Origin of the sequence: Kitasatospora sp. HPM-01-4 (genome assembly GCF_051374625.1) — a bacterium.
In the GTDB taxonomy this organism is placed as follows: domain Bacteria; phylum Actinomycetota; class Actinomycetes; order Streptomycetales; family Streptomycetaceae; genus Kitasatospora.
Window position 1 is genome coordinate 5,885,492 of sequence record NZ_JBPQGP010000005.1, and the last position, 22,972, is coordinate 5,908,463.

Annotated in this window: 18 protein-coding genes and 3 tRNA genes; 20 read left to right on the forward strand and 1 reads right to left on the reverse strand. The window is 72.4% G+C overall.

Translation table 11 applies throughout. The features are described from left to right. Window positions 1-335: 335 nt before the first annotated feature. From ACSMTC_RS25525 to ACSMTC_RS25565, 9 genes are all read left to right on the forward strand, one after another. Window positions 336-3,908, forward strand: coding sequence for an Rne/Rng family ribonuclease (locus ACSMTC_RS25525; protein WP_436562039.1), 3,573 nt, complete (start codon window positions 336-338; stop codon window positions 3,906-3,908). A gap of 223 nt (window positions 3,909-4,131) precedes the next feature. Then, window positions 4,132-4,449 carry a 50S ribosomal protein L21 gene (rplU, locus tag ACSMTC_RS25530; RefSeq protein WP_436562040.1) on the forward strand — a complete coding sequence of 106 codons (318 nt, stop codon included), beginning with the start codon at window positions 4,132-4,134 and terminating at the stop codon, window positions 4,447-4,449. 12 nt (window positions 4,450-4,461) lie between these two features. Continuing rightward, complete coding sequence (gene rpmA, locus ACSMTC_RS25535; RefSeq protein ID WP_280697157.1) at window positions 4,462-4,719, forward strand: 50S ribosomal protein L27; 258 nt, start codon at window positions 4,462-4,464, stop codon at window positions 4,717-4,719. 111 nt (window positions 4,720-4,830) lie between these two features. After that, on the forward strand, window positions 4,831-6,306 hold the full coding sequence (gene obgE / locus ACSMTC_RS25540) for a GTPase ObgE (RefSeq protein WP_436562041.1): 1,476 nt from the start codon (window positions 4,831-4,833) through the stop codon (window positions 6,304-6,306). A 333-nt stretch (window positions 6,307-6,639) separates the two neighbouring features. After that, window positions 6,640-7,776 carry a glutamate 5-kinase gene (proB, locus tag ACSMTC_RS25545; RefSeq protein WP_436562042.1) on the forward strand — a complete coding sequence of 379 codons (1,137 nt, stop codon included), beginning with the start codon at window positions 6,640-6,642 and terminating at the stop codon, window positions 7,774-7,776. A 77-nt stretch (window positions 7,777-7,853) separates the two neighbouring features. Beyond that, window positions 7,854-8,375: a hypothetical protein gene (locus tag ACSMTC_RS25550; RefSeq protein WP_436562043.1), complete on the forward strand. Its 522-nt coding sequence runs from the start codon at window positions 7,854-7,856 to the stop codon at window positions 8,373-8,375. Window positions 8,376-8,530: 155 nt separating this feature from the next. Then, a complete protein-coding gene (locus ACSMTC_RS25555; RefSeq protein ID WP_436562044.1) occupies window positions 8,531-9,847 on the forward strand; it encodes a glutamate-5-semialdehyde dehydrogenase in 1,317 nt (438 codons plus the stop codon). A gap of 72 nt (window positions 9,848-9,919) precedes the next feature. Further along, window positions 9,920-10,543, forward strand: coding sequence for an SCO2584 family spore wall biosynthesis protein (locus tag ACSMTC_RS25560; RefSeq protein ID WP_436562045.1), 624 nt, complete (start codon window positions 9,920-9,922; stop codon window positions 10,541-10,543). 90 nt (window positions 10,544-10,633) lie between these two features. After that, entirely contained in the window at window positions 10,634-11,695 is a 1,062-nt protein-coding gene (locus ACSMTC_RS25565) for an SCO2583 family membrane protein (RefSeq protein WP_436562046.1), read from the forward strand. Between the two features lie 161 nt (window positions 11,696-11,856). Here ACSMTC_RS25565 and ACSMTC_RS25570 read toward each other — a convergent pair whose 3' ends face one another. Further along, window positions 11,857-12,897 (reverse strand): M48 family metallopeptidase, encoded by a 1,041-nt coding sequence (locus ACSMTC_RS25570; protein WP_436562047.1) that lies wholly within the window; start codon window positions 12,895-12,897, stop codon window positions 11,857-11,859. Between the two features lie 197 nt (window positions 12,898-13,094). Here ACSMTC_RS25570 and ACSMTC_RS25575 point away from each other — a divergent pair, with 197 nt between their 5' ends. The 11 genes from ACSMTC_RS25575 (at window position 13,095) to leuS (ending at window position 22,885) form a co-directional block, all read left to right on the forward strand. Next, on the forward strand, window positions 13,095-13,256 hold the full coding sequence (locus ACSMTC_RS25575) for a hypothetical protein (RefSeq protein ID WP_436562048.1): 162 nt from the start codon (window positions 13,095-13,097) through the stop codon (window positions 13,254-13,256). 135 nt (window positions 13,257-13,391) lie between these two features. After that, window positions 13,392-13,538 (forward strand): hypothetical protein, encoded by a 147-nt coding sequence (locus tag ACSMTC_RS25580; protein ID WP_436562049.1) that lies wholly within the window; start codon window positions 13,392-13,394, stop codon window positions 13,536-13,538. A gap of 121 nt (window positions 13,539-13,659) precedes the next feature. Beyond that, on the forward strand, window positions 13,660-14,289 hold the full coding sequence (gene nadD / locus ACSMTC_RS25585) for a nicotinate-nucleotide adenylyltransferase (protein WP_436562050.1): 630 nt from the start codon (window positions 13,660-13,662) through the stop codon (window positions 14,287-14,289). A gap of 16 nt (window positions 14,290-14,305) precedes the next feature. Beyond that, a complete protein-coding gene (locus tag ACSMTC_RS25590) occupies window positions 14,306-15,991 on the forward strand; it encodes an LCP family protein (protein ID WP_436562051.1) in 1,686 nt (561 codons plus the stop codon). 100 nt (window positions 15,992-16,091) lie between these two features. Next, window positions 16,092-16,529: a ribosome silencing factor gene (gene rsfS / locus ACSMTC_RS25595; protein ID WP_436562052.1), complete on the forward strand. Its 438-nt coding sequence runs from the start codon at window positions 16,092-16,094 to the stop codon at window positions 16,527-16,529. Continuing rightward, entirely contained in the window at window positions 16,526-17,173 is a 648-nt protein-coding gene (locus tag ACSMTC_RS25600; RefSeq protein ID WP_436564806.1) for a histidine phosphatase family protein, read from the forward strand. The genes rsfS and ACSMTC_RS25600 overlap by 4 nt, the downstream gene beginning before the upstream one ends. 105 nt (window positions 17,174-17,278) lie before the next feature. After that, a tRNA-Ala gene (locus tag ACSMTC_RS25605) sits at window positions 17,279-17,351 on the forward strand. Window positions 17,352-17,388: 37 nt separating this feature from the next. Further along, window positions 17,389-17,461 (forward strand) — tRNA-Ala (locus ACSMTC_RS25610). Between the two features lie 779 nt (window positions 17,462-18,240). Beyond that, window positions 18,241-18,313 (forward strand) — tRNA-Ala (locus ACSMTC_RS25615). A gap of 131 nt (window positions 18,314-18,444) precedes the next feature. After that, on the forward strand, window positions 18,445-19,740 hold the full coding sequence (locus ACSMTC_RS25620) for an NsdA family TPR-like regulatory protein (protein ID WP_436562053.1): 1,296 nt from the start codon (window positions 18,445-18,447) through the stop codon (window positions 19,738-19,740). 244 nt (window positions 19,741-19,984) lie between these two features. Next, window positions 19,985-22,885: a leucine--tRNA ligase gene (gene leuS / locus ACSMTC_RS25625; protein ID WP_436562054.1), complete on the forward strand. Its 2,901-nt coding sequence runs from the start codon at window positions 19,985-19,987 to the stop codon at window positions 22,883-22,885. Window positions 22,886-22,972 lie beyond the last annotated feature (87 nt).

Below are 22,972 nucleotides of genomic sequence, written 5' to 3' on the forward strand. Positions count from 1 at the left end.
CGATGGCCGGCGGGCCCGAGGGTCCGCCCTCCTCGTCCGCCATCGGGCGGGGGCACTCCCCCGGCTTCGGCCCGGGGACCCCACCCAGCCCGCCAGGCTGGGGGAGCGGGGATCCGGCCGGGCCTGGGACAACCTGAGAAGACTGGTCAGACCAGAAGACTTTCGACACCCCGCACCATGCGGGGCGCCGAGCGAGACTACGAGCCCCTGTGCGGCTCTGTGCCCGCACGGCGACACCGTGGAAGTCGGCCCGCCATTACCGTGGCCGACCGGAAGAGCGGTGCCGCGCCGTGCCCGGATGCGGAGCCCGGGGGCCTGACGGGAGATCCACCCGCATGCTCGATAACACCGAACCGCAGCAGCCTGCCGCAGCGGGCAGTTCCGAGGCAGACGGCTCAGGCGCGCCTGTGCGCCGCCGTCGCCGGGCGGTGTCCCGCCCGGCCGGTGCGCCGCTGGGCGCGGCCGCCGAGTCCGCCGAGACCGTGCTGCCCGCCGAGAACCACACCGCCGAGGCCCCGGCGCCCGCCGCCGAGCCGGTGGCGGAGAAGCCGGTACGTGCCCGCCGTACCCGCAAGCGCGTCGAGTCTCCGGCCGGTGCGCCGGAGGCCGCCGAGGTCGTCGTGACCGCCGCCGAGGCCCCGGCGCCGGTCAAGGCGCCCGCCGCCGAGCCGGTGGCGGAGAAGCCGGTGCGCGCCCGCCGTACCCGTAAGCGCGTCGAGTCTCCGGCCGGTGCGCCGGAGGCCGCTGAGCCGGTCGCCGCGGAGACCGTGGTGCCCGCCGAGGCCCCGGCCGCCGAGCAGGCCGCGCCCGCCGCCGAGGAGACCCCGGCCGCGCCCGCCCGCCGCCGTCGCCGCCGGGTCGTCGAGCCCGCGCCGGTCGCCGCGGAGCCGGTGGCCGAGGAGGCCCCGGCGGCCGTCGAGACCCCTGAGCAGCCCGAGGAGGAGGCCGAGGAGGCCCCCGCCGTCGAGGCCGCGCAGCCCGCGCCGGTGGCGGAGGAGGCTCCCGCACACCGGGTCCGCCGTCGCGCCGTGCGCCCGTCCACCGCGATCTTCCAGGCCCCGGTCTTCCAGGAGCCGACCTCTGCCAAGGCTCCGACCTCTGCCAAGGCTCCGGCCCCTGCCAAGGCCCCGGCCAAGGCTGAGGCCCCGGCCCCGGTGCAGCCCGCGGCCCCCCTCGCTCCGGCGGCTGCCGAGGAGGACGAGTACGAGTACAGCGGTGTCGGCCGTCGCCGCCGGGTGCGTACGCCCGTCCGGGTGAGCACCCCGGTCCGGGCGGCCGCTCCGGTCCGGGCGGCCGCTCCGGTTCGGCCCGAGCCGGCCGCGGTCGAGGCGCCGGCCGAGGAGGCCGCCGCCGGTGCGGGCCCGGAGGCCGAGGGCGAGTGGGAGGAGGACCGTCCTTCCCGCCGTCGCCGCCGGGGTGGCCGTCGCCGCCGCCGTGGCGAGGCCGAGGACTTCGAGGCGGAGCAGGTGCCGGCCGAGGCCGAGCAGCCCGCCGAGGAGGAGTCGGACGCCGAGGCGGAGGAGGAAGAGGACGAGCTGGCCGCGGGCCTGAGCTCCTCCCGTCGCCGTCGTCGCCGTCGCCGCCGTACCGGTGAGGCCGGTGTCGAGACCGGCGCCGAGACCACCGAGGACGGCGTCCGCACCGTGGTCAAGGTGCGCGAGCCGCGCCGCCGCTCCACCGAGCCGTCGTTCGACCCGGACGAGGTGCAGTCCATCAAGGGCTCCACCCGCCTGGAGGCGAAGAAGCAGCGCCGCCGCGAGGGGCGTGAGCTTGGCCGCCGCCGGGTGCCGATCATCACCGAGGCCGAGTTCCTGGCCCGCCGCGAGTCGGTCGAGCGCGTCATGGTGGTGCGCCAGAACGGCCAGCGGACCCAGATCGGCGTGCTTGAGGACGGCGTGCTGGTCGAGCACTACGTCAACAAGGAGCAGGCCACCTCCTACGTCGGCAACGTCTACCTGGGCAAGGTCCAGAACGTGCTGCCGTCGATGGAGGCCGCGTTCGTCGACATCGGCAAGGGCCGCAACGCGGTGCTCTACGCCGGTGAGGTCAACTTCGGTTCGCTGGGCGGCCACGGCGGCCCGCGCCGGATCGAGTCGGTGCTCAAGTCCGGCCAGTCCGTGCTGGTGCAGGTCTCCAAGGACCCGATCGGCCACAAGGGCGCCCGCCTGACCAGCCAGATCTCGCTGCCCGGCCGCTACCTGGTGTACGTGCCCGAGGGCTCGATGACCGGTATCAGCCGCAAGCTGCCGGAGAACGAGCGCGCCCGCCTGAAGCAGATCCTCAAGAAGATCGTCCCGGACGACGCCGGTGTCATCGTGCGCACCGCCGCCGAGGGCGCCAGCGAGGACGAGCTGACGCGCGACGTGCAGCGCCTGCAGGCGCAGTGGGAGGAGATCCAGAAGAAGGCCTCCTCCGGCAACGCCCCGGCGCTGCTCTACGGCGAGCCGGACATGACCGTCCGGGTCGTCCGTGACATCTTCAACGAGGACTTCACCAAGGTCATCGTCAGCGGTGACGACGCCTGGAGCACCATCCACGAGTACGTCACCCATGTGGCCCCGGACCTCTCCGAGCGACTGCAGCGGTGGACGTCCGACGTGGACGTGTTCGCCACCTACCGGATCGACGAGCAGCTGATGAAGGCGCTGGACCGCAAGGTCTGGCTGCCGAGCGGCGGTTCGCTGGTGATCGACCGGACCGAGGCGATGGTCGTCGTCGACGTCAACACCGGCAAGTTCGTCGGCCAGGGCGGCAACCTCGAAGAGACCGTCACCCGGAACAACATCGAGGCGGCCGAGGAGATCGTCCGGCAGCTGCGGCTGCGCGACCTCGGCGGCATCATCGTGATCGACTTCATCGACATGGTGCTGGAGTCCAACCGGGACCTGGTGCTGCGCCGACTGCTGGAGTGCCTGGGCCGGGACCGGACCAAGCACCAGGTGGCCGAGGTCACCTCGCTGGGCCTGGTGCAGATGACCCGCAAGCGGGTCGGCCAGGGTCTGCTGGAGTCCTTCTCCGAGGCGTGTGTGCACTGCAACGGCCGTGGCGTGATCGTCCACATGGACCAGCCGCACGTGCACGCCGGCGGCGGTCCGACCGTCGTGACCGGCGAGGTCGTCTCGGGTGGCGGCAAGCGCCGCCGCCGGGGCAAGGGCGGTGCCGTGCAGGAGGAGCCGCAGGCCGAGGTCCAGGCCGCCCAGGCGGTCGAGGCCGCTGAGCCGGTCGAGGCCGTCGTGGAGGTCGTGGAGGTCGAGGCCGAGCAGCCGGAGATCGCGGTTGCGGCGCAGGCCGAGGCCGAGCAGCCGGTCGAGGCCCAGCCCGTCCCCGTCGAGGCCCCGGCCGCCCCGGCCGCCCGCCCTCGTCGCCGTGCGGTGCGCAAGGCGACGGCTCCGGCCGGTACGCCGGGCGAGGCGGAGATCGTGGTGCTGCAGGCTCGTGCCGAGGCCGCGGTCGAGGCCGCCTTCGCGGCGGCGGAGGCCGCGGCGAAGGCGGAGACCGCTGAGGCCGTTGAGGCTCCCGCGGTTTCCGAGGCCCCTGTGGCCGTCGAGGCCGTCGAGGTCGTCGAAGCCGCGGTCACCCCCGAGGTCGCCGAGGTTGCCGAGACCCCGGCCGCCGTCGAGGCCGCGCCCGTCGAGGCCGCGCCCGCGGTCGAGGGCGAGGCTCCGGTGGAGGCTCCGGTGGAGGCAGCGGCTGAGGCCGAGGCCGAGGCGCCCGCGCCGAAGAAGCGCGCCGCCCGTAAGACGGCCGCGAAGAAGACCACGGCGAAGAAGACCGCGGCCAAGAAGACCACCGCTGCCAAGACCACGGCAGCGGCCAAGAAGACCACCGCCCGCAAGACCGCGACCAAGCGGACCAGCGCGGCGGCCAAGAAGGCGGCAGCCGCCGAAAGTGATGGCGCGGCTGAGTGAGCCCACTGCCCGAGGGTGAGCCCAGGCTCACCCTCGGGCGCGTACGGGGTCCGGTTTGCCCCTGTGGCCGCCGGTCCGTATTCTTGACCCTCGGCGTGTCTACGCCACGCTCCCGAGCACATCACCTCCCGGTTCCTCGTGAGAGGACCGGGGGAGGCCCCTGTGTCCGTACCCAGGCGGCTGGCATCGAGAGTTCCGCACCGAGTAGGAAAGCAGGTACCGCATGTACGCGATCGTTCGCGCCGGCGGCCGCCAGCACAAGGTCGCCGTCGGCGACGTGCTGGAAATTGACCGTGTTGACGCCAAGCCGGGTGACTCGGTGGAGCTCTCGACGATCCTGATCGTCGACGGTGAGGCCGTTACCTCCGACCCGTGGGTGCTGGCCGGTGTCAAGGCTCACGCCGAGGTCGTCGACCAGACCAAGGGTGAGAAGCTCGTCATCCTGCGCTACAAGAACAAGACCGGCTACCGCCGTCGTCAGGGTCACCGCCAGAAGTACACCGCGGTGCGCATCACGAGCATCGACTCCGTCAGCAAGTAAGGGGACAGCCAGATGGCACACAAGAAGGGCGCAAGCTCTACCCGTAACGGCCGTGACTCGAACGCTCAGCGCCTCGGCGTGAAGCGCTTCGGTGGCCAGGTCGTCAGCGCCGGCGAGATCATCGTTCGCCAGCGTGGCACCCACTTCCACCCGGGTGCGGGCGTCGGCCGCGGTGGCGACGACACCCTGTTCGCGCTGACCGACGGTGCCGTTCAGTTCGGCAACCGTCGTGGCCGCCGCGTCGTGAACATCGTGGCCGTCGAGGCCTGAGTTCGCTGACGCAGCGTCGCAACTCTCCGTGAGGGGTGGACCGGGTGATCCGGTCCACCCTTCATGCTTTATCGCAGTCAACACACTTTTCTTTGCTCTGGAGGTATACCGATGACCACCTTCGTGGACCGCGTCGAGCTGTACGTCGCCGCGGGTAACGGGGGCCACGGCTGCGCCTCCGTGCACCGGGAGAAGTTCAAGCCGCTCGGCGGACCCGACGGCGGCAACGGCGGCGAGGGCGGCAGCGTCATCCTCACCGTCGACGCCAACATCACCACACTGCTCGAGTACCACCACTCGCCCAAGCGCAAGGCCACCAACGGCAAGCCGGGCGCGGGCGGTCACCGTACCGGCGCCACCGGCGAGGACCTGATCCTGCCGGTTCCGGACGGCACCGTGGTGCTGGACAAGAAGGGCAACGTGCTCGCCGACCTGGTCGGCCACGGCACCAGCTTCGTGGCCGCCGCCGGCGGCCGGGGCGGCCTGGGCAACGCGGCGCTGGCCTCCGCCCGCCGCAAGGCCCCGGGCTTCGCGCTGCTCGGCGAGCCCGGCGAGGCCCGCGACATCGTGATGGAGCTCAAGTCCGTCGCCGACGTCGCGCTGGTCGGCTACCCGAGCGCCGGCAAGTCCTCGCTGATCTCGGTGCTCTCCGCCGCCAAGCCGAAGATCGCGGACTACCCGTTCACCACCCTGATCCCCAACCTCGGCGTGGTCACCGCCGGTGAGACGGTCTACACCGTCGCCGACGTCCCCGGTCTGATCCCGGGTGCCAGCCAGGGCCGGGGCCTGGGCCTGGAGTTCCTGCGCCACGTCGAGCGCTGCTCGGTACTGGTGCACGTGCTCGACTGCGCCACCCTGGAGCCGGGCCGCGACCCGCTCTCCGACCTGGAGACCATCGAGGCCGAGCTGGCCGAGTACGGCGGTCTGGACGACCGGCCGCGCCTGGTCGCGCTCAACAAGGTCGACGTCCCGGACGGCCAGGACATCGCCGATCTGACCCGTGTCTCGCTGGAAGAGCGCGGCTACCGCGTCTTCGAGGTCTCCGCCGCCTCCCGCAAGGGCCTGCGCGAGCTGAGCTTCGCGATGGCGCAGATCGTCGCCGAGGCCCGCGCCGCCAAGCCGGTCGAGGAGGCCACCCGGATCGTGCTGCGGCCCAAGGCGGTCGACGACGCCGGCTTCACCATCACCGAGGAGGACGGCGCCTACCGCATCCGCGGCGGCAAGCCCGAGCGCTGGGTCCGCCAGACCGACTTCAGCAACGACGAGGCCGTCGGCTACCTCGCCGACCGGCTCGCCCGACTCGGCGTCGAGCAGGAGCTGTGGAAGATCGGCGCCCACGAGGGCGACACCGTCATCATCGGCCCCGACGAGAACGCCGTGGTGTTCGACTGGGAGCCGACCATGGCCGCCGGTGCCGAGATGCTCGGCCGCCGTGGTGAGGACCACCGCTTCGAGACCCAGCGCCCGGCCGTCGATCGCCGCCGTGAGCGGCAGAAGGGCCGCGACGCGGCCGAGGAGGAGTACCTGGCCTTCGAGGCGCTCTCCAGCGGCCGGCAGGCCATCGAGGGCGACGACGAGGACCAGTGAGTCCTGCGCAAGGCACCGCGGCCCCCCTCTCCCCTTCGGGAGACGGGGGCCGCGGCGTATCCGCCGACGGTGTGTCACCTCGCCTGCGGCGTCCGGTAGTTGAGCGGTCCGGCCGTCCCGGCGCAGTCGGCTCCGGTGGGTGGGATCCGGCTTCCGGCCGGGGCCGTACCGGTCGGCGGGACCGGCACCCGGGCGTGGCGGGGCGCCGGGCGGCGGCCGTCCACGGGTGAAATACCGTGCGGAGCCGAAGGGTTGGATCGCGTAGATTTCGGAGGGAAAGCCGGGCCGGCGCCCGGCGCACCCGCACCACACAGCGAAGGGCACCAAGCTCGAATGAGTGAGCAGACGCTTCGGGAGGAGGTGCTGACCGCGCGGCGGATCGTCGTCAAGGTCGGTTCCTCCTCACTCACCACCGCCACCGGCGGTCTGGACGCCGACCGGGTCGACGCCCTCGTGGACGCGCTCGCCAAGGTGCGCAGCCGTCCGGACGCGCCCGAGGTGGTCCTGGTCTCCTCCGGTGCCATCGCGGCCGGTCTCGCTCCGCTCGGCCTGGACAAGCGCCCCAACGACCTCGCCCGTCAGCAGGCCGCCGCCAGCGTCGGCCAGGGCCTGCTGGTGGCCCGCTACACCGCCTCCTTCGCCCGGTACGGCGTGCGGGTCGGCCAGGTGCTGCTGACCGCCGAGGACGCCAGCCGGCGTGCCCACTACCGCAACGCGTACCGGACGCTGGACCAGCTGCTGGCGATGGGCGCGATGCCGATCGTCAACGAGAACGACACCGTGGCCACCGCCGAAATCAAGTTCGGTGACAACGACCGGTTGGCCGCGCTGGTGGCCCACCTGGTCCGGGCCGACCTGCTGGTCCTGCTCTCCGACGTGGACGGCCTCTACGACGGCGACCCCAGCAAGCCCGGCAGCAAGCGGATCGGCGAGGTGCGGGGCCCGCACGACCTGGACGGCGTCGAGATCGGCAGCGCGGGCAAGGCCGGTGTCGGCACCGGCGGCATGGTGACCAAGGTGGAGGCCGCCCGGATCGCCACCGGCGCGGGCATCCCGGTGGTGCTCACCGCCGCCAGCCAGGCGGCCGACGCGCTGGCCGGACGCTCCACCGGCACCCTCTTCCTGCGCACCGGCAGCCGCTCCGCCGACCGGCTGCTCTGGCTGGAGCACGCCAGCACCCCCCGCGGCAGCCTGCACCTGGACGCCGGGGCGGTCGAGGCCGTGGTCTCGGGCGGGAAATCGCTGCTGCCCGCCGGGGTCACCCGGGTGGACGGGGACTTCACGGCCGGTGATCCGGTGGACCTTCTTGGCGAAAACGGCCACATCGTCGCCCGGGGGCTGGTCAACTTTGATGCGAGGGAGTTGCCCCGACTGCTCGGCCGGTCCACCCGGGAACTGGCCCAGGAGTTCGGCGCCGCCTACGAGCGCGAGGTCATCCACCGCGACGACCTGGTCATCCTGCGCGGCTGACCGCCCGCGCGGGCCTGCCGGCGGCCGCTCCCGCCAGGGGGAGGGCCGGGCGCGGTCGGCGCGGCCGGTCGGACACGATGCCGAACAGGAGGCCGCCGGTGGCACGCAGGCGCGAAGTGCTGCCCGAGGAGAAGCCCCAGCGGAGGCTGACCAGCATCGCGGGCGGGCGGGCCGAGGGCGGATCTGTCGACGAACCATCCGACGGGGTAAGGGACTTGAGCCGGAATCCGGTCGGCGCCGAGGGCCCCGAGGCGGATCAGGCCAGGCTCTGGCACGTGGTGCTCAGCGTGGCCGGGCAGGTCACACCGCTGACCGAGCTGCGCACGGCGCTCGAACGGCTGGCGCACGACCACTCCTTCTTCCTCACGGCGCGCTACGCCGCGGACCACGCCGAGATCCGCTATTGGGAGCAGGCGCGGGACCTGCACGACGCGGCGGCGATCGCGCTGCGGCTGTGGGGCGAGCACAAGGCCTCGGCGAACTTACCGCCGTGGGAGATCGTCGGTCTGGAGGTCGTGGACCGGCCGACGTACCACAAGCGGGTGGCGGAGGGCTTCGGGGATCCGCCCCCGCAGCCGGGCGGGGTGCATCCGTACTGAGGGCGGACGGACGGCGGCACCGAGGCGTGCGGACGGCGGAGCGGGGGCGTGCGGACGGCCGAGCGGGGGCCTCGCGAAGGGCCGCTCCCCGCGCCTTCGTCTCAGGCTTGGAGACACGGGCCTGCGGACGGCCCGCAGTCGCTACCCTTTCAGGCATGAGCAGCGACCACACCAGCACCGACAGCCCCGTCCTCGCCGTCGCGCGCCGAGCCCGTGCGGCGGCCGCCGTGCTCGCCCCGCTGCCACGCAAGGCGAAGGACGACGCGCTGCTGGCGATCGCCGAGGCGCTGGTGGCCCGGAGCGGTGAGATCACCGCGGCCAACGCCGAGGACGTGGCCCGCGCCCGGGAGGCCGGTACCGCCGAGTCGGTGATCGACCGGCTCACCCTGACCGAGGAGCGCATCGCCGCCATCGCCGCCGACGTGCGGAACGTGGTCGGGCTGCCCGACCCGGTGGGTGAGGTGGTGCGCGGCTACACCCTGCCCAACGGCCTGGACGTACGGCAGGTCCGGGTGCCGCTCGGCGTGGTCGGGATCATCTACGAGGCCCGGCCGAACGTCACCGTGGACGCCGCCGCGCTCTGCCTGAAGTCCGGCAACGCCGTACTGCTGCGCGGCTCGGCCTCCGCCTACCGCTCGAACACCGCCCTGGTCGAGGTACTGCGGGACGCGGTGGCCGCCGCAGGGCTGCCCGCCGACGTGATCCAGCTGGTCCCCGGCGAGAGCCGGGACTCGGTGCGGGAGCTGATGCGCGCCCGCGGCCTGGTCGACGTGCTGATCCCGCGCGGTGGCGCCTCGCTGATCCGCACGGTCGTCGAGGGCTCCACCGTGCCGGTGATCGAGACCGGCACCGGCAACTGCCACGTCTACGTGGACGCCAAGGCCGATCCGGCGATGGCCGTCGGCATCCTGCTCAACTCCAAGGCCCAGCGGGTCAGCGTGTGCAACTCCGCCGAGACGCTGCTGGTGCACCAGGACATCGCGGACACCTTCCTGCCGCTCGCCCTCGACGCACTGGCCGAGGCCGGGGTGACCGTGCACGGCGACGAGGCGGTGCTGAAGGCGGCCGAGGGCGGCCGGGCCACCGTCGTCCCGGCGACCGAGGAGGACTGGGAGACCGAGTACCTGTCCTACGACCTGGCCGCCGCCGTGGTGCCCTCGCTGGACGCCGCGGTGGAACACATCCGCCGCTGGTCCTCGGGGCACACCGAGGCCATCGTGACCACCTCGCAGGCGGCGGCCCGGCGCTTCACCCAGCTGGTCGACTCGACCACGGTGGCCGTCAACGCCTCCACCCGGTTCACCGACGGGAGTGAGTTCGGTTTCGGCGCGGAGATCGGCATCTCCACCCAGAAGCTGCACGCCCGGGGTCCGATGGGCCTGCCGGAGCTGACCTCGACCAAGTACATCGTCACTGGTGACGGGCATGTGCGCGGTGAGGCGACGCCGACGGTGGGCTCGGCCGAGGGCTGAGCCGGGTGGTTCGTCCAAGGCCAACTGCCGGGAGCCACAGACAAAAGGCGCGCCCGGTAATACCCTGAGTCCGTGGCTGAGGATGTGGGGGGCTCGCCGTACCCCGACGGCGCCGACCACGGTGGTGCGGACGACGAGTTCGCCACCGTGGTACTCGACGAGGCATTCGTCCGGTCCGCCGCCGTGCACGAGCCGAGCGCCAGGGAACGCCAGCTGGCCGCCGCCGAGGCGAGGTTCGAACCGGACACCGGGCTGCTCGGCCGCGGCTACGAGATGACGGTCAGCGGGGAGGGCCTCCCGCTGGAGCTGCGCCCGCACCCGAGCCTGGACGACGACCGCCTCTACCCTGATCCCTGGTCAGCCCCGGGCCGGGCCGGCCGGGTCGCGCGATGGCGCCGGCGGACCAGGGCCCTCGGGTACGACCCCGCGCTGGCGGGCCGTGGCCGGTACGTTGCGCAGCAGCGCTGGCACCGTCCGGTGGCCTGGGTGCTGGCGGTGGTGATGGTGGTCGGGGTGGCGGCCGTGGCGGTCGCCGCGATCTACCGGGGGGCCGGCGGCGCCGCCGACTCCCCCCGGCGTCCGGAGACCGGCACCAGCCGTCCGGAGAGTGGTACGGCCAGTCCGGGGGCGGGCGGCGCGGGCGCGGTGCCGAGCTCCCCGGTGAGCTCCGCTCCGATGGCATTGCAGACCGGGTGACGGGCACCGCTCGGGGCGGTCGCCGCGCGCCGTTCACAAGATGCTTCACACCCCTCGAAGCAGGCCGTATCCCGGTCTTACCCTGGTGTTATGGGTGACCCGCGCGAACCTCCGGAGGGTACGCCCGACGGTGGTTCCGGAAACGAGGACGAGTACCGGTCCGTCGTGTTCGACGAATCGTTCGTCCGGGCTGCCAGGATCCAGGAACTGTCGGCGAGCGAGCGGCTGGGCGGCTACTCGCGGGGGGTGCGGCCGAGGCTGGGTTTCGGCCATCTGGGCTCGCTGCCCCGGCAGGCGGTGGCGCTGCTGCTGCTCGTCGTGATGGCGTTCGCGGCGGCCGTCTACTTCGGGGTGAGTTCGCCGCGCCGGATGGGCGTCCAGCCGACCGGCAACCAACTGACCGTCAGCATGGTGGCGCTCAGCCCGAATTCGACGGTCTCCCCGGTGCCGGACCCGAGGAACCCCTTCGCCACGCTGCCCGCAGGCTACGCCGACGGCGCCGCCGGGCTGGGCACTCCGGCGGGCGCGGCCACGGCGCACTTCACCAGGGTCGAGGTCACCCGGGCGCTGGACACCGTCCAGCGCTTCCTGGTCGCCTCCTCGCTGGACCCCGCCACCCTGGTACAGGGGGAGACCGCGGCGGTCCGCGCCCTGGTGACACCGGGCGAGCAGGCGCAGTACGACCAGAGCCTGAACTCGCCGAGCGACGACCAGCACCACGCCGCCACCGGGTGGCTGATCCGGTTCGACCCCGGCAACGTGGCGCTGGCCGCCGACTCGGTCAAGGTGGCCGGCGGGATGAAGGTCGCCGAGGCGGACAGCGGGACGCTGGACATCGACACCGATCACACCTTCGTCTACGCGCTGCGGCCCGCCGGGACGGACAGCGCCGCACCGGTCAGCCTGTTCAGCGTCCGGCGTGAGCTGCGGTTCGAGTTCGACCACACCGACATCGGGGCGGCCCGGGTGCGGCTGGTGGACGCCGCACTGCAGGCCGGGCCGATGGCGTGCGGAGTACCGCTGGCCGACCACCTGCAGCCGCTGCTGGCCGGGCAGTCCGCGGGTGCGCCGCCGGCGGTGAGCCCGGCGGACCACCGGGTGCCGGCCTGGCAGGTGTGCGGAGTGCTCGGGCCGCTGGGCGCCGGGCACTGAGACCGACCGGCGCGCGACGCCGCGGGTCCTGTTGCCGGTCGGTCTGAGCCTCGGCCCGGTGCCGACGCGGACCGGGCGGGCGTTCGCGGGTGGTGGGGGACGCGGGCGCGAGGAACGGTGCGGCCGAACGTCGGCCGCTCGCGGTTCCCCGCGCCCCCGTGTCACTCCTCGTCGGAGCGGCGGCTCCCGGTGAAGGTGTCGCGGAGCTTGCCGCCGACGTTGCCGACGCCGCCCGCAACGTCGCGCAGCAGACCCATCAGCGGGTCCTTGCTCTCCTTGACGCTCCTGGAGTAGGAGTCCGCGGCGGCCTTCCACTGCTCGCCGACCGAGGTGTCCGGGTCGTCCTCGCGGCGCGGGTAGGCGCCGGCCAGGATCGAGCGGTACTCCTCGCTCTCCGCCCACTTCTTCAGCTTGGCCACCCGGACCACCGCGAAGGGGTGGGTCTGCGGCAGCACCTGGAGCAGCTTGAGCACGCCGTCGCGCAGATCGCCGGCCCGGTCGTACTCCTCGGCCTGCTCCAGGAAGGCGTCGACGTTCATCTCGGACAGGTTGTGCCCGCCGGCCAGCTTCATCAGGCCGCGCATGGACGCCTGGAGGTCCTGGCCGGCCAGCAGTCCGGCCCGGTCGCAGGAGAGTTCGGCCTTGCGGAACCACTCCTTGAGGGCGGTGATCACGGCGTTGATGGCCAGGTTGCCGAGCGGCAGCCAGGCGATCCGGCTGGCGACGTTGGTGAGGATCAGCAGCATCGTCCGGTAGACGGCGTGGCCGGACATCGCGTGGCCGACCTCGTGGCCGATCACCGCCCGCAGCTCCTCCTCGTCGAGCAGCTCGACCAGGCCGGTGGTCACCACGATGATCGGGGCGTCCATGCCGATGCACATGGCGTTGACCGCGGGGTCCTGGGTCACGTACAGGTCCGGCACCTGCTCCAGGTCGAGGACGTCGGCGGCGTCGCGGACCATGGCGTACAGCTCGGGGAACTGCCGCTCGCCGGCGCGCACGGCGGTGGCCAGGTACATCAGGCGGACGCTGCGCTCGGAGACCAGGCCGGCCAGCTTCTTGAGGACCTCGTCGAAGCCGGAGAGCTTGCGCAGCGCGACCAGAGCGGAACGGTCCGCCGGGTGCTCCCAGGCCCGGGTGGAGATCCCGGGGAAGCGCTCGCGGCGGCGGCTCGGCGTGCTCGGCTTGGTCATGTCGGTCATATGAGTACCTCCTGGTCGATGCCGGCACCGGCTCGCTTCCGGCCCCCGCTGCTGTTGGCTTACAACGACTGTTCGTCCGTACTCGTCCCCGCCGCCCACGGTACGCCGGGGGTGCCGTCCGCTCTCCGGAACACCCGGGTCTACCCTGGCCCTACCGGAGGTCCCGCGGGACCGCCCCCTGTCCTGAGGAGCCCACCATGTCCCCTGTCGAGAGCCTGAACCAGCTGGCCGGGCCCATCTCCACGGAGTCGGGGCCCGGGCTGTTCCTGCGGATCATCCTGGTGGCGTCCTTCGTCGGCGTCGGCCTGCTGGTCTGGATCATGGCGCGGGCCTTCCGCAGCGGTAACAACGGCGACTGATCACGCGCGGACACCTACGGAAAGTCAGACGTGGTGGGCCGCCGCGCGGTTGCCGAAGGGCCACCCGTACGATAGTGACGCTGGCCACCGGCCTGCGTCCTGGTCCCTCACCCGAGCCGAGAAGGTCCGCCGACCATGAGCACTAACGTTCTGCCCGCCGTTGCCCGGATCGCCGAGGGTGGCAACCACGAGAGCCTCAACCCGCTGCTGACCGGCGGCTGCGCCTTCCTGATCCTCCTGCTGCTGCTCTTCGTGACCACGCGCTTCAACCGCGACCGCTGAGCAGTGCGGTAGCACCGATCGACGACGGGGAGCGCCCGGCTGACCGCCGGGCGCTCCCCGTCGTCGTCCCCGCCGTCCGCGCGTGTCGGGCGGTAACGCGCGTCGCGTAAGGTGTGGCGGCATGGGACAGCAGGCCGAGACTCCCGGCGGACCGGCGAAGCGGCGCCTTGGCGTGATGGGCGGCACCTTCGACCCGATCCACCACGGGCACCTGGTCGCCGCCAGCGAGGTGGCGAGCGCATTCCACCTCGATGAGGTGATCTTCGTACCGACCGGGCAGCCGTGGCAGAAGAGCCACCGCGAGGTGACCTCCGCCGAGGACCGCTATCTGATGACGGTCATCGCCACCGCGGAGAACCCGCAGTTCTCGGTCAGCCGGATCGACATCGACCGCAAGGGCCCCACCTACACCGTGGACACCCTGCGCGACCTGCGCGCACTGCACCCGGACGCCGAGCTGTTCTTCATCACCGGCGCCGACGCGCTGGCCCAGATCCTCTCCTGGCGGGACTCGGAGGAGCTGTTCGAGCTCGCCCACTTCATCGGGTGCACCCGCCCGGGGCACACCCTGTCGGACGCCGGGCTTCCGGTGGGCGGGGTCTCCCTGGTGGAGGTGCCCGCTCTGGCCATCTCCTCCACGGACTGCCGGATGCGGGTCGCCAAGGGCGAGCCGGTCTGGTACCTGGTCCCGGACGGTGTGGTCCGTTACATCCACAAGCGGGCGCTGTACGCGCCGGCCCAGCAGCCTTGATCCCGGGAGGGGCCGCGTGACCGGATCGGCAGACCGCAGGGGACCGGAGGACGGCTGGTACCCGCAGCCGGGCTACGACGGGTACGGACGGCCGCAGCACGGCCAGGACCAGCAGGACCAGTACCAGTACGGGCAGCAGCAGGGGTACGTCCAGGAGCAGTACCAGGTCTACCAGCAGCAGCCGTACGAGCCGCAGCAGTACCAGCAGCAGGCCTACTACCAGCAGCCGGTGCAGCAGCCCGTGCAGGATTCGTACGCGCAGCCCCAGCAGCCGTACCAGCCGCAGCAGCAGGAGTACTACTACCAGCAGCAGACGGTGGTCCAGCCCGTCGCCCAGCCGGCCGCCCCGCCGCCGGCTGCCGCGGAGCCGGCCCCGGCCCCGGTGCCGCCGCAGGTCCGGCGGCCCGCCCCGGCGCAGCCGGCCGCCAGGCCCCGGCCCGAGCGGACCCTGCCGGACGACCCCTACACCACGGGTGAGTTCACCTTCGTCGACGAGCCGGCGGAGGAGACCGAGGACGTCATCGACTGGCTGAAGTTCGCCGAGTCGCGTACCGAGGTCAGGGCCGAGCGCAAGCGCAGGCTGCGCAACCGGCTGATCGCCGGCGTGGTGGCGCTGGCCGTGCTCGCGGGCGGCGGGGTCGGCTACCTGTGGTGGAGCGGCAAGCTCGGCGGGGCCAAGACCGCCGCGGCCGCGGCCGGGGGACGGCAGGTGAACGTGGTCCAGCTGAGGGAGCTGGACGGCAAGGTGACCAGTGCGCTGCTGGTCAACGACGCGAGCGCGCGCAAGGGTTCGATCCTGCTGCTGCCGGACGTCCTCAAGCTGCCCAGTACCGGGGACTCCTCGACCGTCCCGATCGGGCAGGCGATGGACACCATCGGTGCCTCCGCCACCAGGGAGGGTCTGAACACCGTGCTCGGTGCGACCGTGGCCGGCACCTGGCGGCTGGACACCCCGTACCTGCAGCTGCTGGTCTCCCAGCTCGGCGGCGTCAAGGTGGACACCAACGCCGCGGTGAAGGGGTCGGACGGCAGGGTCGTCCCGGCGGGCAAGGGCATCACGCTGGCAGGTGACGCGGCCGTGGCGTACGCCACCTACCAGGCGCCCGGTGAGGCCCGGGACGCCCAGCTCGCCCGGTTCGGGCAGGTGCTGGACGCGGTGGTGCGGGCCATGCCGACCGATCTGCCCGAGGCGCAGGACGACGTGCACCGGATGAACGCGGTGCTCGACCCCTCGCTGCCCGAGCAGGCGCTGGCCGGGGTGCTGGCCCAGCTGGCCCAGCTGGCCCAGAACGGCAACTTCGCCACCAGCACGCTCAAGGTGCAGCCGGACGGGACGCTGGACGAGGCCACGGCGGGCGCACAGGTCAAGCAGGTGCTCGGCGGTACCGTGCACAAGGCCCAGAGCAGCGGCGGGACGGCCCGGGTGAGCATCCTCAACGCCTCGGGCAGCGACCAGGCGGCCACCTCGGCGCTGGTGCAGGTCTCCAACGCCGGTCTGAACGCGCTCCCGAGCGGCAAGGCGAGCGGTACCCAGGCGACCAGCGAGATCCGCTACACCGACGACGCCAGGGCGGCGGCGGCGAAGTCGCTGGCGATGACGCTCGGTCTGCCCGAGTCGGTGGTGAAGAAGACCACCGAGGCGCAGAACGCCGACCTGGTGGTGGTGCTGGGCAAGGACTACCAGCCAGGCAAGAGCCAGTAGCAGCCTGCGGATCGAAGGCCCCGGAGAATACCTCCGGGGCCTTCACGCGTTCATGAGATCCTGGAAACCGTATCTGTGTACACCGAGCGGGAAGAACACCGTGACTGCCACTGACCGGAGCCAGGAACTGATCACCGTCGCCGCACAGGCGGCGGCCGACAAGCTGGCCCACGACATCATCGCCTTCGACGTCAGCGAGGTGCTGTCGATCACCGACGCCTTCCTGATCGCCTCGGCCAACAACGACCGCCAGGTCCGGTCGATCGCCGAGGAGATCGAGGACCAGCTGCGCGAGCAGCTGGACATCAAGCCGGTGCGCCGGGAGGGCGAGCGCGAGGGCCGGTGGATCCTGCTGGACTACCTGGACATCGTCGTGCACGTCCAGCACTCCGAGGAGCGCTCCTTCTACTCGCTGGACCGGCTCTGGAAGGACTGCCCCGAGCTGCCGCTGCCCGCCGACGCGCTGGCCAGCCGGAACCGCCCGGAAGGTGTGGTCACGGACGCCGCCGGCAACGCCGTCGCCGAGGACGAGCACTGAGCCGCGCCGCGGGGGGACCGCGCATCGTCTTCTGGCGGCACGGGCAGACGTCCTGGAACCTGGAGTCCCGGTTCCAGGGGACGACCGACATCGACCTGACCGACCAGGGCGTGTTCCAGGCCAAGCGGGCGGCCAAGCTGCTCGCCGGCCTCCGTCCCGACCTGCTGATCTCCTCGGACCTCACCCGGGCCCGGCGCACCGCCGTCGAGCTCTCCGGTCTCACCGGCCTCGAGGTGCACCACCACGAGGGCCTGCGGGAGACCTACGCGGGTGAGTGGCAGGGGCTGACCAACTCGGAGATCCGGGCGCGGTTCCCCGAGCAGTACGAGGCGTGGGCCAAGGGCGAGGCGGTCCGTCGCGGCGGCGGCGAGCTGGCCACCGAGGTGGCGGACCGGTCCGTCCCGGTGGTGCTGGCGGCGGTCGAGAAGCTGCCCGTGGACGGCACGCTCGTCGTGGTCAGCCACGGCGGCACCATCCGCACCATGATCGGGCGGCTGCTCGGCATGGAGGCGACCTTGTGGGAGCGCCTCGGCGGCCTCTCCAACTGCTGCTGGTCGGTGCTCGGCCAGGGCGCGCGCGGCTGGCGGCTGCTGGAGCACAACGCCGGCACGCTGCCGCAGCCGGTCATCGGGGACGAGACCTGAGGCTGCCGGAAGGGCGGGATTTCGCAGTTCCGGGCCTGACCAGCTAGAGTCTTCCTCGTTCGCAGGAAAGAACGCCGCCCGGCAGGGAGGCGGGAAATCCTCCGAGGGGCTGTAGCTCAGTTGGTAGAGCGCTTGCATGGCATGCAAGAGGTCCGGGGTTCAATTCCCCGTAGCTCCACTCCGCATCGGCGGTCCGAAAGGGCCGTTCGGTTCGCGGGGCTGTAGCTCAGTTGGTAGAGCGCTTGCATGGCATGCAAGAGGTCCGGGGTTCAATTCCCCGTAGCTCCACAACAGAAGTCGAAGGGCACCTTCCGAATCCGGGAGGTGCCCTTCGGCGTTGGCGGCCCCCTTCGGCGGGCGTGCGCGTGTACCGGGCCGGCGGTCCGGGTGTTCGGGCCGGAGAGCAGCCGCTCCGTCAGCGCGCGGCCTGCGGGGTGCGGGCGCGGCGGGGCCGGCCAGGGGTGGGCTGGAAGCGCATCCCGCCCACCCGAGCGCGCCGGGGGCCTCGCGGGGAGGCCTGAGGCCCGGGCCTACGGCTCGTGGAACTCGACACGGTGACCTGCGCGGACGGCGTGGGGGCGCGGACCGCCCGGTGTCCGGACGGGTCGGCCCGGCGGACGGCGGTGCTGTGACGGTGACGCCGCTCCGGCTCGGCCGGGCGGTCGGGGTGGCGCCGCGACACCGTCCTTGTCGGCCGGGTCAACTGCCCGGCTCTGTCCGCCACTTCGGGACATGTGCCGCCGTCGGCCCTCGGCGGCGGCCGCACCGGCCGCCGCCTTCGCACCGTGCACCGGGCGGGTCCGGACACCGGCCGGCGCTGCGCCATGGGGGTGAGCAGCGACGGCCGGCGGCTTTCCGGGTCCCGGAAGCGTACGAGGCGTTGCCGGGCAAACGGAAGACAATCCTCCGTGAAGCTTTGATGGTGATCTGTCATGTGAGGGGCTCGTCACCGTCCGTCGCCGGCGGTGGGCCGAAGAGCGGATTAGGGGACTGCCCGTCGGAACGTGTACAGTTGTCCACGTCGCCGAGGGAGGCCGAAGGGAAACTCGGAGCGGCAAACAAAACAAGGGGCTGTAGCTCAGTTGGTAGAGCGCTTGCATGGCATGCAAGAGGTCCGGGGTTCAATTCCCCGTAGCTCCACAGTTCGAGGGCCGTCTCCCGGATCGGGAGGCGGCCCTTCGCGTTGAGTGCCCGAACTCCCCTGCCGCGCCCCTCCGTTCGGCCCGGTGGGGCTCTACCCCGTTGTCCGGTACGGCGGTTACGGTCGTGCCATGGCGGATCTGGCGCGCAAGCGGAACGAAGAACTGGCCCGGATACTCCACCAGCTCGGCTGGAGCCCCGAACGCCTCGCCCGCGAGGTCAACACCGGCCTCCCCGCCCAGCTCGCGATCAGCTCGACCGCCCCCTACAAGTGGCGTGACCGCGGCATGGTCCCGAGGTCGCCGCACGACCAGACGGTCTGCGAGGTGCTCAGCCGGGCCGTCGGCATCGCCGTGACGTACGAGCAGCTCTGGGGCCGGATGGGCAGCGGACGCGGCGCCAAGATGCTCTCGCCCCGGCTGCTCACCGACCCGTGGACCGCCGACACCGCGCAGACCGCCCTGCGCGAGGCCAGCGCGGACAACGCGCCGGTCCGACTCACCGACCTCTTCCGCGGCGCCGAACTCGAACAGGCCGCCCGCCACTGGGCCTCCGAGCCCCCGGCGGTCACCGGCGGCGAGGGCGCCCTGCGGATCGCCCCCGAGCACGTCGCCGACCTGCTGGCCACCCACGACAGCAAGCAGCGCCTGGAACGCACCTTCGGCGGCGGACTGGTCCTCGGCCCCGCCAAGGCCGAACTGGCGCTGGCGGGCAAGCTGCTGGAACTCGGCTCGTACGGCGAACGGCTCGGCCGGGAGCTGTACGGCGTGGCGGGCCGGCTGGCCCGGCTGGTCGGCTGGGCCAGCTACGACATGGGCAACGACGCCGCCGCCCAGCGCGCCTTCGTCGCCGCCCTGCGCGCCGCCCACGTCTGCGGGGACCCCGGGCTGGGCGTGAGCGTGGTCGGCTGCCTGGCCGCGCAGGCCACCTTCGGCTCCGCCGGGCGCGGCCTCGACCCGGTCGCGATGCTCTCCACCGCCCTGCGCGCCGTCGGCGAGGTGCTGGACCCGGCGGAACGGGCGCTCCAGCTGGGCCGGATCGCCCGGGCGCACGGCCGCAAGGGCGAGCAGATCAGCGCCGAGGCGGTCGCCGAGCGGGCCTTCCTGGTACTGGCGGAGACGGCGGACGGCGAGCACGGCCAGGAGCGCGCCGATCTGGAGGGCATCGTGGGGGAGGGCTACCTGTTCCTCGGCGACCACGAGCGGGCCCGGCGCCTGCTCTCCTCCGCCGTCGCCGCCCTCGCGCCGGAGCGGGCCAGGACCAAGGCGCTGCTGCTGGTCCGGCTGGCCGACTCCTACCGGCGGACCGGCGAGCGCGAAGGCGCCGTCGAGACCGCCGACCGGGCGAGAATGCTGGCGGCCGGCATGCAGTCCGGGCGGGTGGCCGCGGCCCTGCGCGGGTTCGATGCGGCGGTCAAGGCCGGATAGTCCGGTGGTCGCCGCTTGACCGTGCGGTACCCTGAGCCCATGCGAACCGTGCGCCTGCTCCTTAGCCGGCCGCGCTGACCAGGACCGGCTGAGCCCTCGGGCGGTGCCGGAGTCGGCGTGGCGTCCCCTCCTGCGAGGGGCTTTTTTCTTTTGCGGCACCGCTGAGTGCCGTGGCGCCGCTTGCTTCTCCGGGCGCTGCCCGACCGACGATTCGCTTACTGACATCGATGGAGCTTGAAGGACCATGAGCGAGACGACACCTGCTTCCGCCGCCGCCGAGGCCGCCGGCGAGCCCTTCCGGTACAGCGCGGCCCTGGCCGCGGAGATCGAGTCCCGCTGGCAGGACGTCTGGGAGAAGGAGGGGACGTTCAACGCCCCCAACCCGGTGGGCCCGCTGGCCGACCCGACCACCGGTGACGTCGCCGCGAAGCCGCACAGCTTCATCATGGACATGTTCCCGTACCCGTCGGGCGCCGGCCTGCACGTCGGCCACCCGCTCGGCTACATCGCCACCGACGTGTACGCCCGCTACCAGCGGATGACCGGCCACAACGTCCTGCACACCCTGGGCTACGACGCCTTCGGCCTGCCCGCCGAGCAGTACGCGGTCCAGACCGGCACCCACCCCCGGGTCTCCACCGAGGCGAACATCGCCAACATGCGCCAGCAGCTGCGCCGGCTGGGCCTGGGCCACGACTCGCGCCGCTCGATCTCCACGATCGACCCCGAGTACTACCGCTGGACCCAGTGGATCTTCCTGCAGATCTTCAACTCCTGGTACGACGCGGACGCGGACAGGGCCCGTCCGATCGCCGAGCTGATCGCCCGGTTCGAGGACGGCTCGCGCGAGGTGCCGGGCGGCCGCGCCTGGTCCGAACTGTCCGGCGCCGAGCGCGACGAGATCCTGGGCGAGTACCGCCTGGCGTACGCCAAGGAGGTGCCGGTCAACTGGTGCCCCGGCCTGGGCACCGTGCTGGCCAACGAGGAGGTCACCTCGGACGGCCGCTCCGAGCGCGGCAACTTCCCGGTGTTCAAGTCCAACCTGCGCCAGTGGATGATGCGGATCACCGCGTACTCCGACCGCCTGATCAGGGACCTGGACCTGCTGGACTGGCCCGAGGCCATCAAGCTGCAGCAGCGCAACTGGATCGGACGCTCCGAGGGCGCCCGGGTGGACTTCCCGGTGGCCACGCACAACGGCGACGGCGGCGAGGGCGCGATCACCGTCTTCACCACCCGCCCTGACACCCTGTTCGGTGCCACCTACATGGTGCTGGCCCCCGAGCACGAGCTGGTCGACTCGATCGTCCCGGCCGCCTGGCCGTCGGACACCCTGGGCGACTGGAAGAACGGCGCCCACACCCCGGCCGAGGCCGTCGCCGCCTACCGCGCCTACGCCGCCGCCAAGTCGGACGTCGAGCGCCAGATGGACGCCAAGGTCAAGACCGGTGTCTTCACCGGCGCGTACGCGACCAACCCGGTCACCGGCAAGCCGGTCCCGGTCTTCATCGCCGACTACGTGCTGATGGGCTACGGCACCGGCGCCATCATGGCCGTCCCCGCCCACGACCACCGCGACTTCGCCTTCGCCCGCGCCTTCTCGCTGCCGATGGCCTGTGTCGTCCAGCCGACCGACGGCCGCGGTGAGGACCCGCACGCGTGGGACGACGCCTTCGACACCTACGACTCCGTCATCGTCAACTCGGCGAACGACGGGCTGGCCCTCGACGGCCTGAGCGTCGTCGAGGCCAAGGCCGCGGTCACCGCCTGGCTGACCGAGCGGGGCATCGGCGAGGGCACCGTCAACTACCGCCTGCGCGACTGGCTGTTCAGCCGCCAGCGGTACTGGGGCGAGCCCTTCCCGATCGTCTACGACGAGGACGGCGTGATGCACGCGCTGCCCGAGTCGATGCTGCCGGTCGAGGTCCCCGAGGTCGACGACTACTCGCCGCACACCTACGACCCCGACGACGCCACCTCCTCGCCGAAGACCCCGCTGTCCCGCAACGAGGCCTGGGTCAACGTCGAGCTGGACCTGGGCGACGGCGTCAGGACGTACCGCCGCGAGACCAACACCATGCCCAACTGGGCCGGTTCCTGCTGGTACGAGCTGCGCTACGCGGACCCGGTCAACGGCGAGCGCCCGGTCGACCCGGCCAACGAGCGGTACTGGCTGGGCGTGACGGAGCAGAAGCCCGCCGGTGGCGCGGACCTGTACGTCGGTGGTGCCGAGCACGCCGTGCTGCACCTGCTGTACGCCCGCTTCTGGCACAAGGTGCTGCACGACCTGGGCCACGTGTCCTCGATCGAGCCGTTCCACAAGCTGTTCAACCAGGGCATGATCACCGCCGACGTCTACCGCGACGAGCGCGGCTTCCCGGTGCCCGCCGCCGAGATCGAGGAGCGCGACGGCAAGTACTTCTGGGAGGGCCAGCCGGTCAGGCGCGAGGCCGGCAAGATGGGCAAGTCGCTGAAGAACGCGGTCGCCCCGGACGAGATCGCCGACGAGTACGGCGCCGACACGCTGCGCCTGTACGAGATGTCGATGGGCCCGCTGGACGTCTCCCGTCCGTGGGACACCCGGGCCGTGGTCGGCTCGTACCGCTTCCTGCAGCGGCTGTGGCGCAACATCGTCTCCGAGACCACCGGTGAGCTGGTGGTCACCGACGAGGCGCCCGACGAGGCCACCCTGCGCGCCCTGCACAAGGCCATCGACGGCATCCGCGGCGACATGGCGGGCCTGCGCTTCAACACCGCCGTCGCCAAGGCGATCGAGCTGAACAACTTCCTGGTGAAGCGCGGCTCCACGCCCCGGGCGGTGGCCGAGCAGCTGGTGCTGCTGGTCGCCCCGCTGGCCCCGCACATCGCCGAGGAGCTGTGGCGCAGGCTGGGCCGCAGCGGCTCGCTGGCCCACGTCGACTACCCGGTCGCCGACCCGGCCTACGTGGTGGACGAGACGGTCACCTGCGTGGTCCAGATCAAGGGCAAGGTCAAGGCCCGGCTGGAGGTCGCGCCGTCGATCTCCGACGCCGAGCTGGAGGCGCTGGCGCTGGCCGAGCCGGCCGTCGTCGCGGCGATCGGCGACGCGCCCGTGCGCAAGGTGATCGCGCGGGCACCGAAGCTGGTCAACATCGTCACGGGCTGACGAGGCCCCGCCGGGTGGTCCTGCCCTCAGTCGGCGGGTCCGCCCGGCGGCGGCTCTCCGGAGCCGACGGCCCTTCCCCGAGTCCGA

Coding starts and splice junctions, on each gene's coding strand:
- ACSMTC_RS25525 (WP_436562039.1), top strand. CDS start 336: ATGCTCGATAACACCGAACCGCAGCAGCCTGCCGCAGCGGGCAGTTCC.
- rplU (WP_436562040.1), top strand. CDS start 4,132: ATGTACGCGATCGTTCGCGCCGGCGGCCGCCAGCACAAGGTCGCCGTC.
- rpmA (WP_280697157.1), top strand. CDS start 4,462: ATGGCACACAAGAAGGGCGCAAGCTCTACCCGTAACGGCCGTGACTCG.
- obgE (WP_436562041.1), top strand. CDS start 4,831: ATGACCACCTTCGTGGACCGCGTCGAGCTGTACGTCGCCGCGGGTAAC.
- proB (WP_436562042.1), top strand. CDS start 6,640: ATGAGTGAGCAGACGCTTCGGGAGGAGGTGCTGACCGCGCGGCGGATC.
- ACSMTC_RS25550 (WP_436562043.1), top strand. CDS start 7,854: ATGCCGAACAGGAGGCCGCCGGTGGCACGCAGGCGCGAAGTGCTGCCC.
- ACSMTC_RS25555 (WP_436562044.1), top strand. CDS start 8,531: ATGAGCAGCGACCACACCAGCACCGACAGCCCCGTCCTCGCCGTCGCG.
- ACSMTC_RS25565 (WP_436562046.1), top strand. CDS start 10,634: ATGGGTGACCCGCGCGAACCTCCGGAGGGTACGCCCGACGGTGGTTCC.
- ACSMTC_RS25570 (WP_436562047.1), bottom strand. CDS start 12,897: ATGACCGACATGACCAAGCCGAGCACGCCGAGCCGCCGCCGCGAGCGC.
- ACSMTC_RS25575 (WP_436562048.1), top strand. CDS start 13,095: ATGTCCCCTGTCGAGAGCCTGAACCAGCTGGCCGGGCCCATCTCCACG.
- ACSMTC_RS25580 (WP_436562049.1), top strand. CDS start 13,392: ATGAGCACTAACGTTCTGCCCGCCGTTGCCCGGATCGCCGAGGGTGGC.
- nadD (WP_436562050.1), top strand. CDS start 13,660: ATGGGACAGCAGGCCGAGACTCCCGGCGGACCGGCGAAGCGGCGCCTT.
- ACSMTC_RS25620 (WP_436562053.1), top strand. CDS start 18,445: ATGGCGGATCTGGCGCGCAAGCGGAACGAAGAACTGGCCCGGATACTC.
- leuS (WP_436562054.1), top strand. CDS start 19,985: ATGAGCGAGACGACACCTGCTTCCGCCGCCGCCGAGGCCGCCGGCGAG.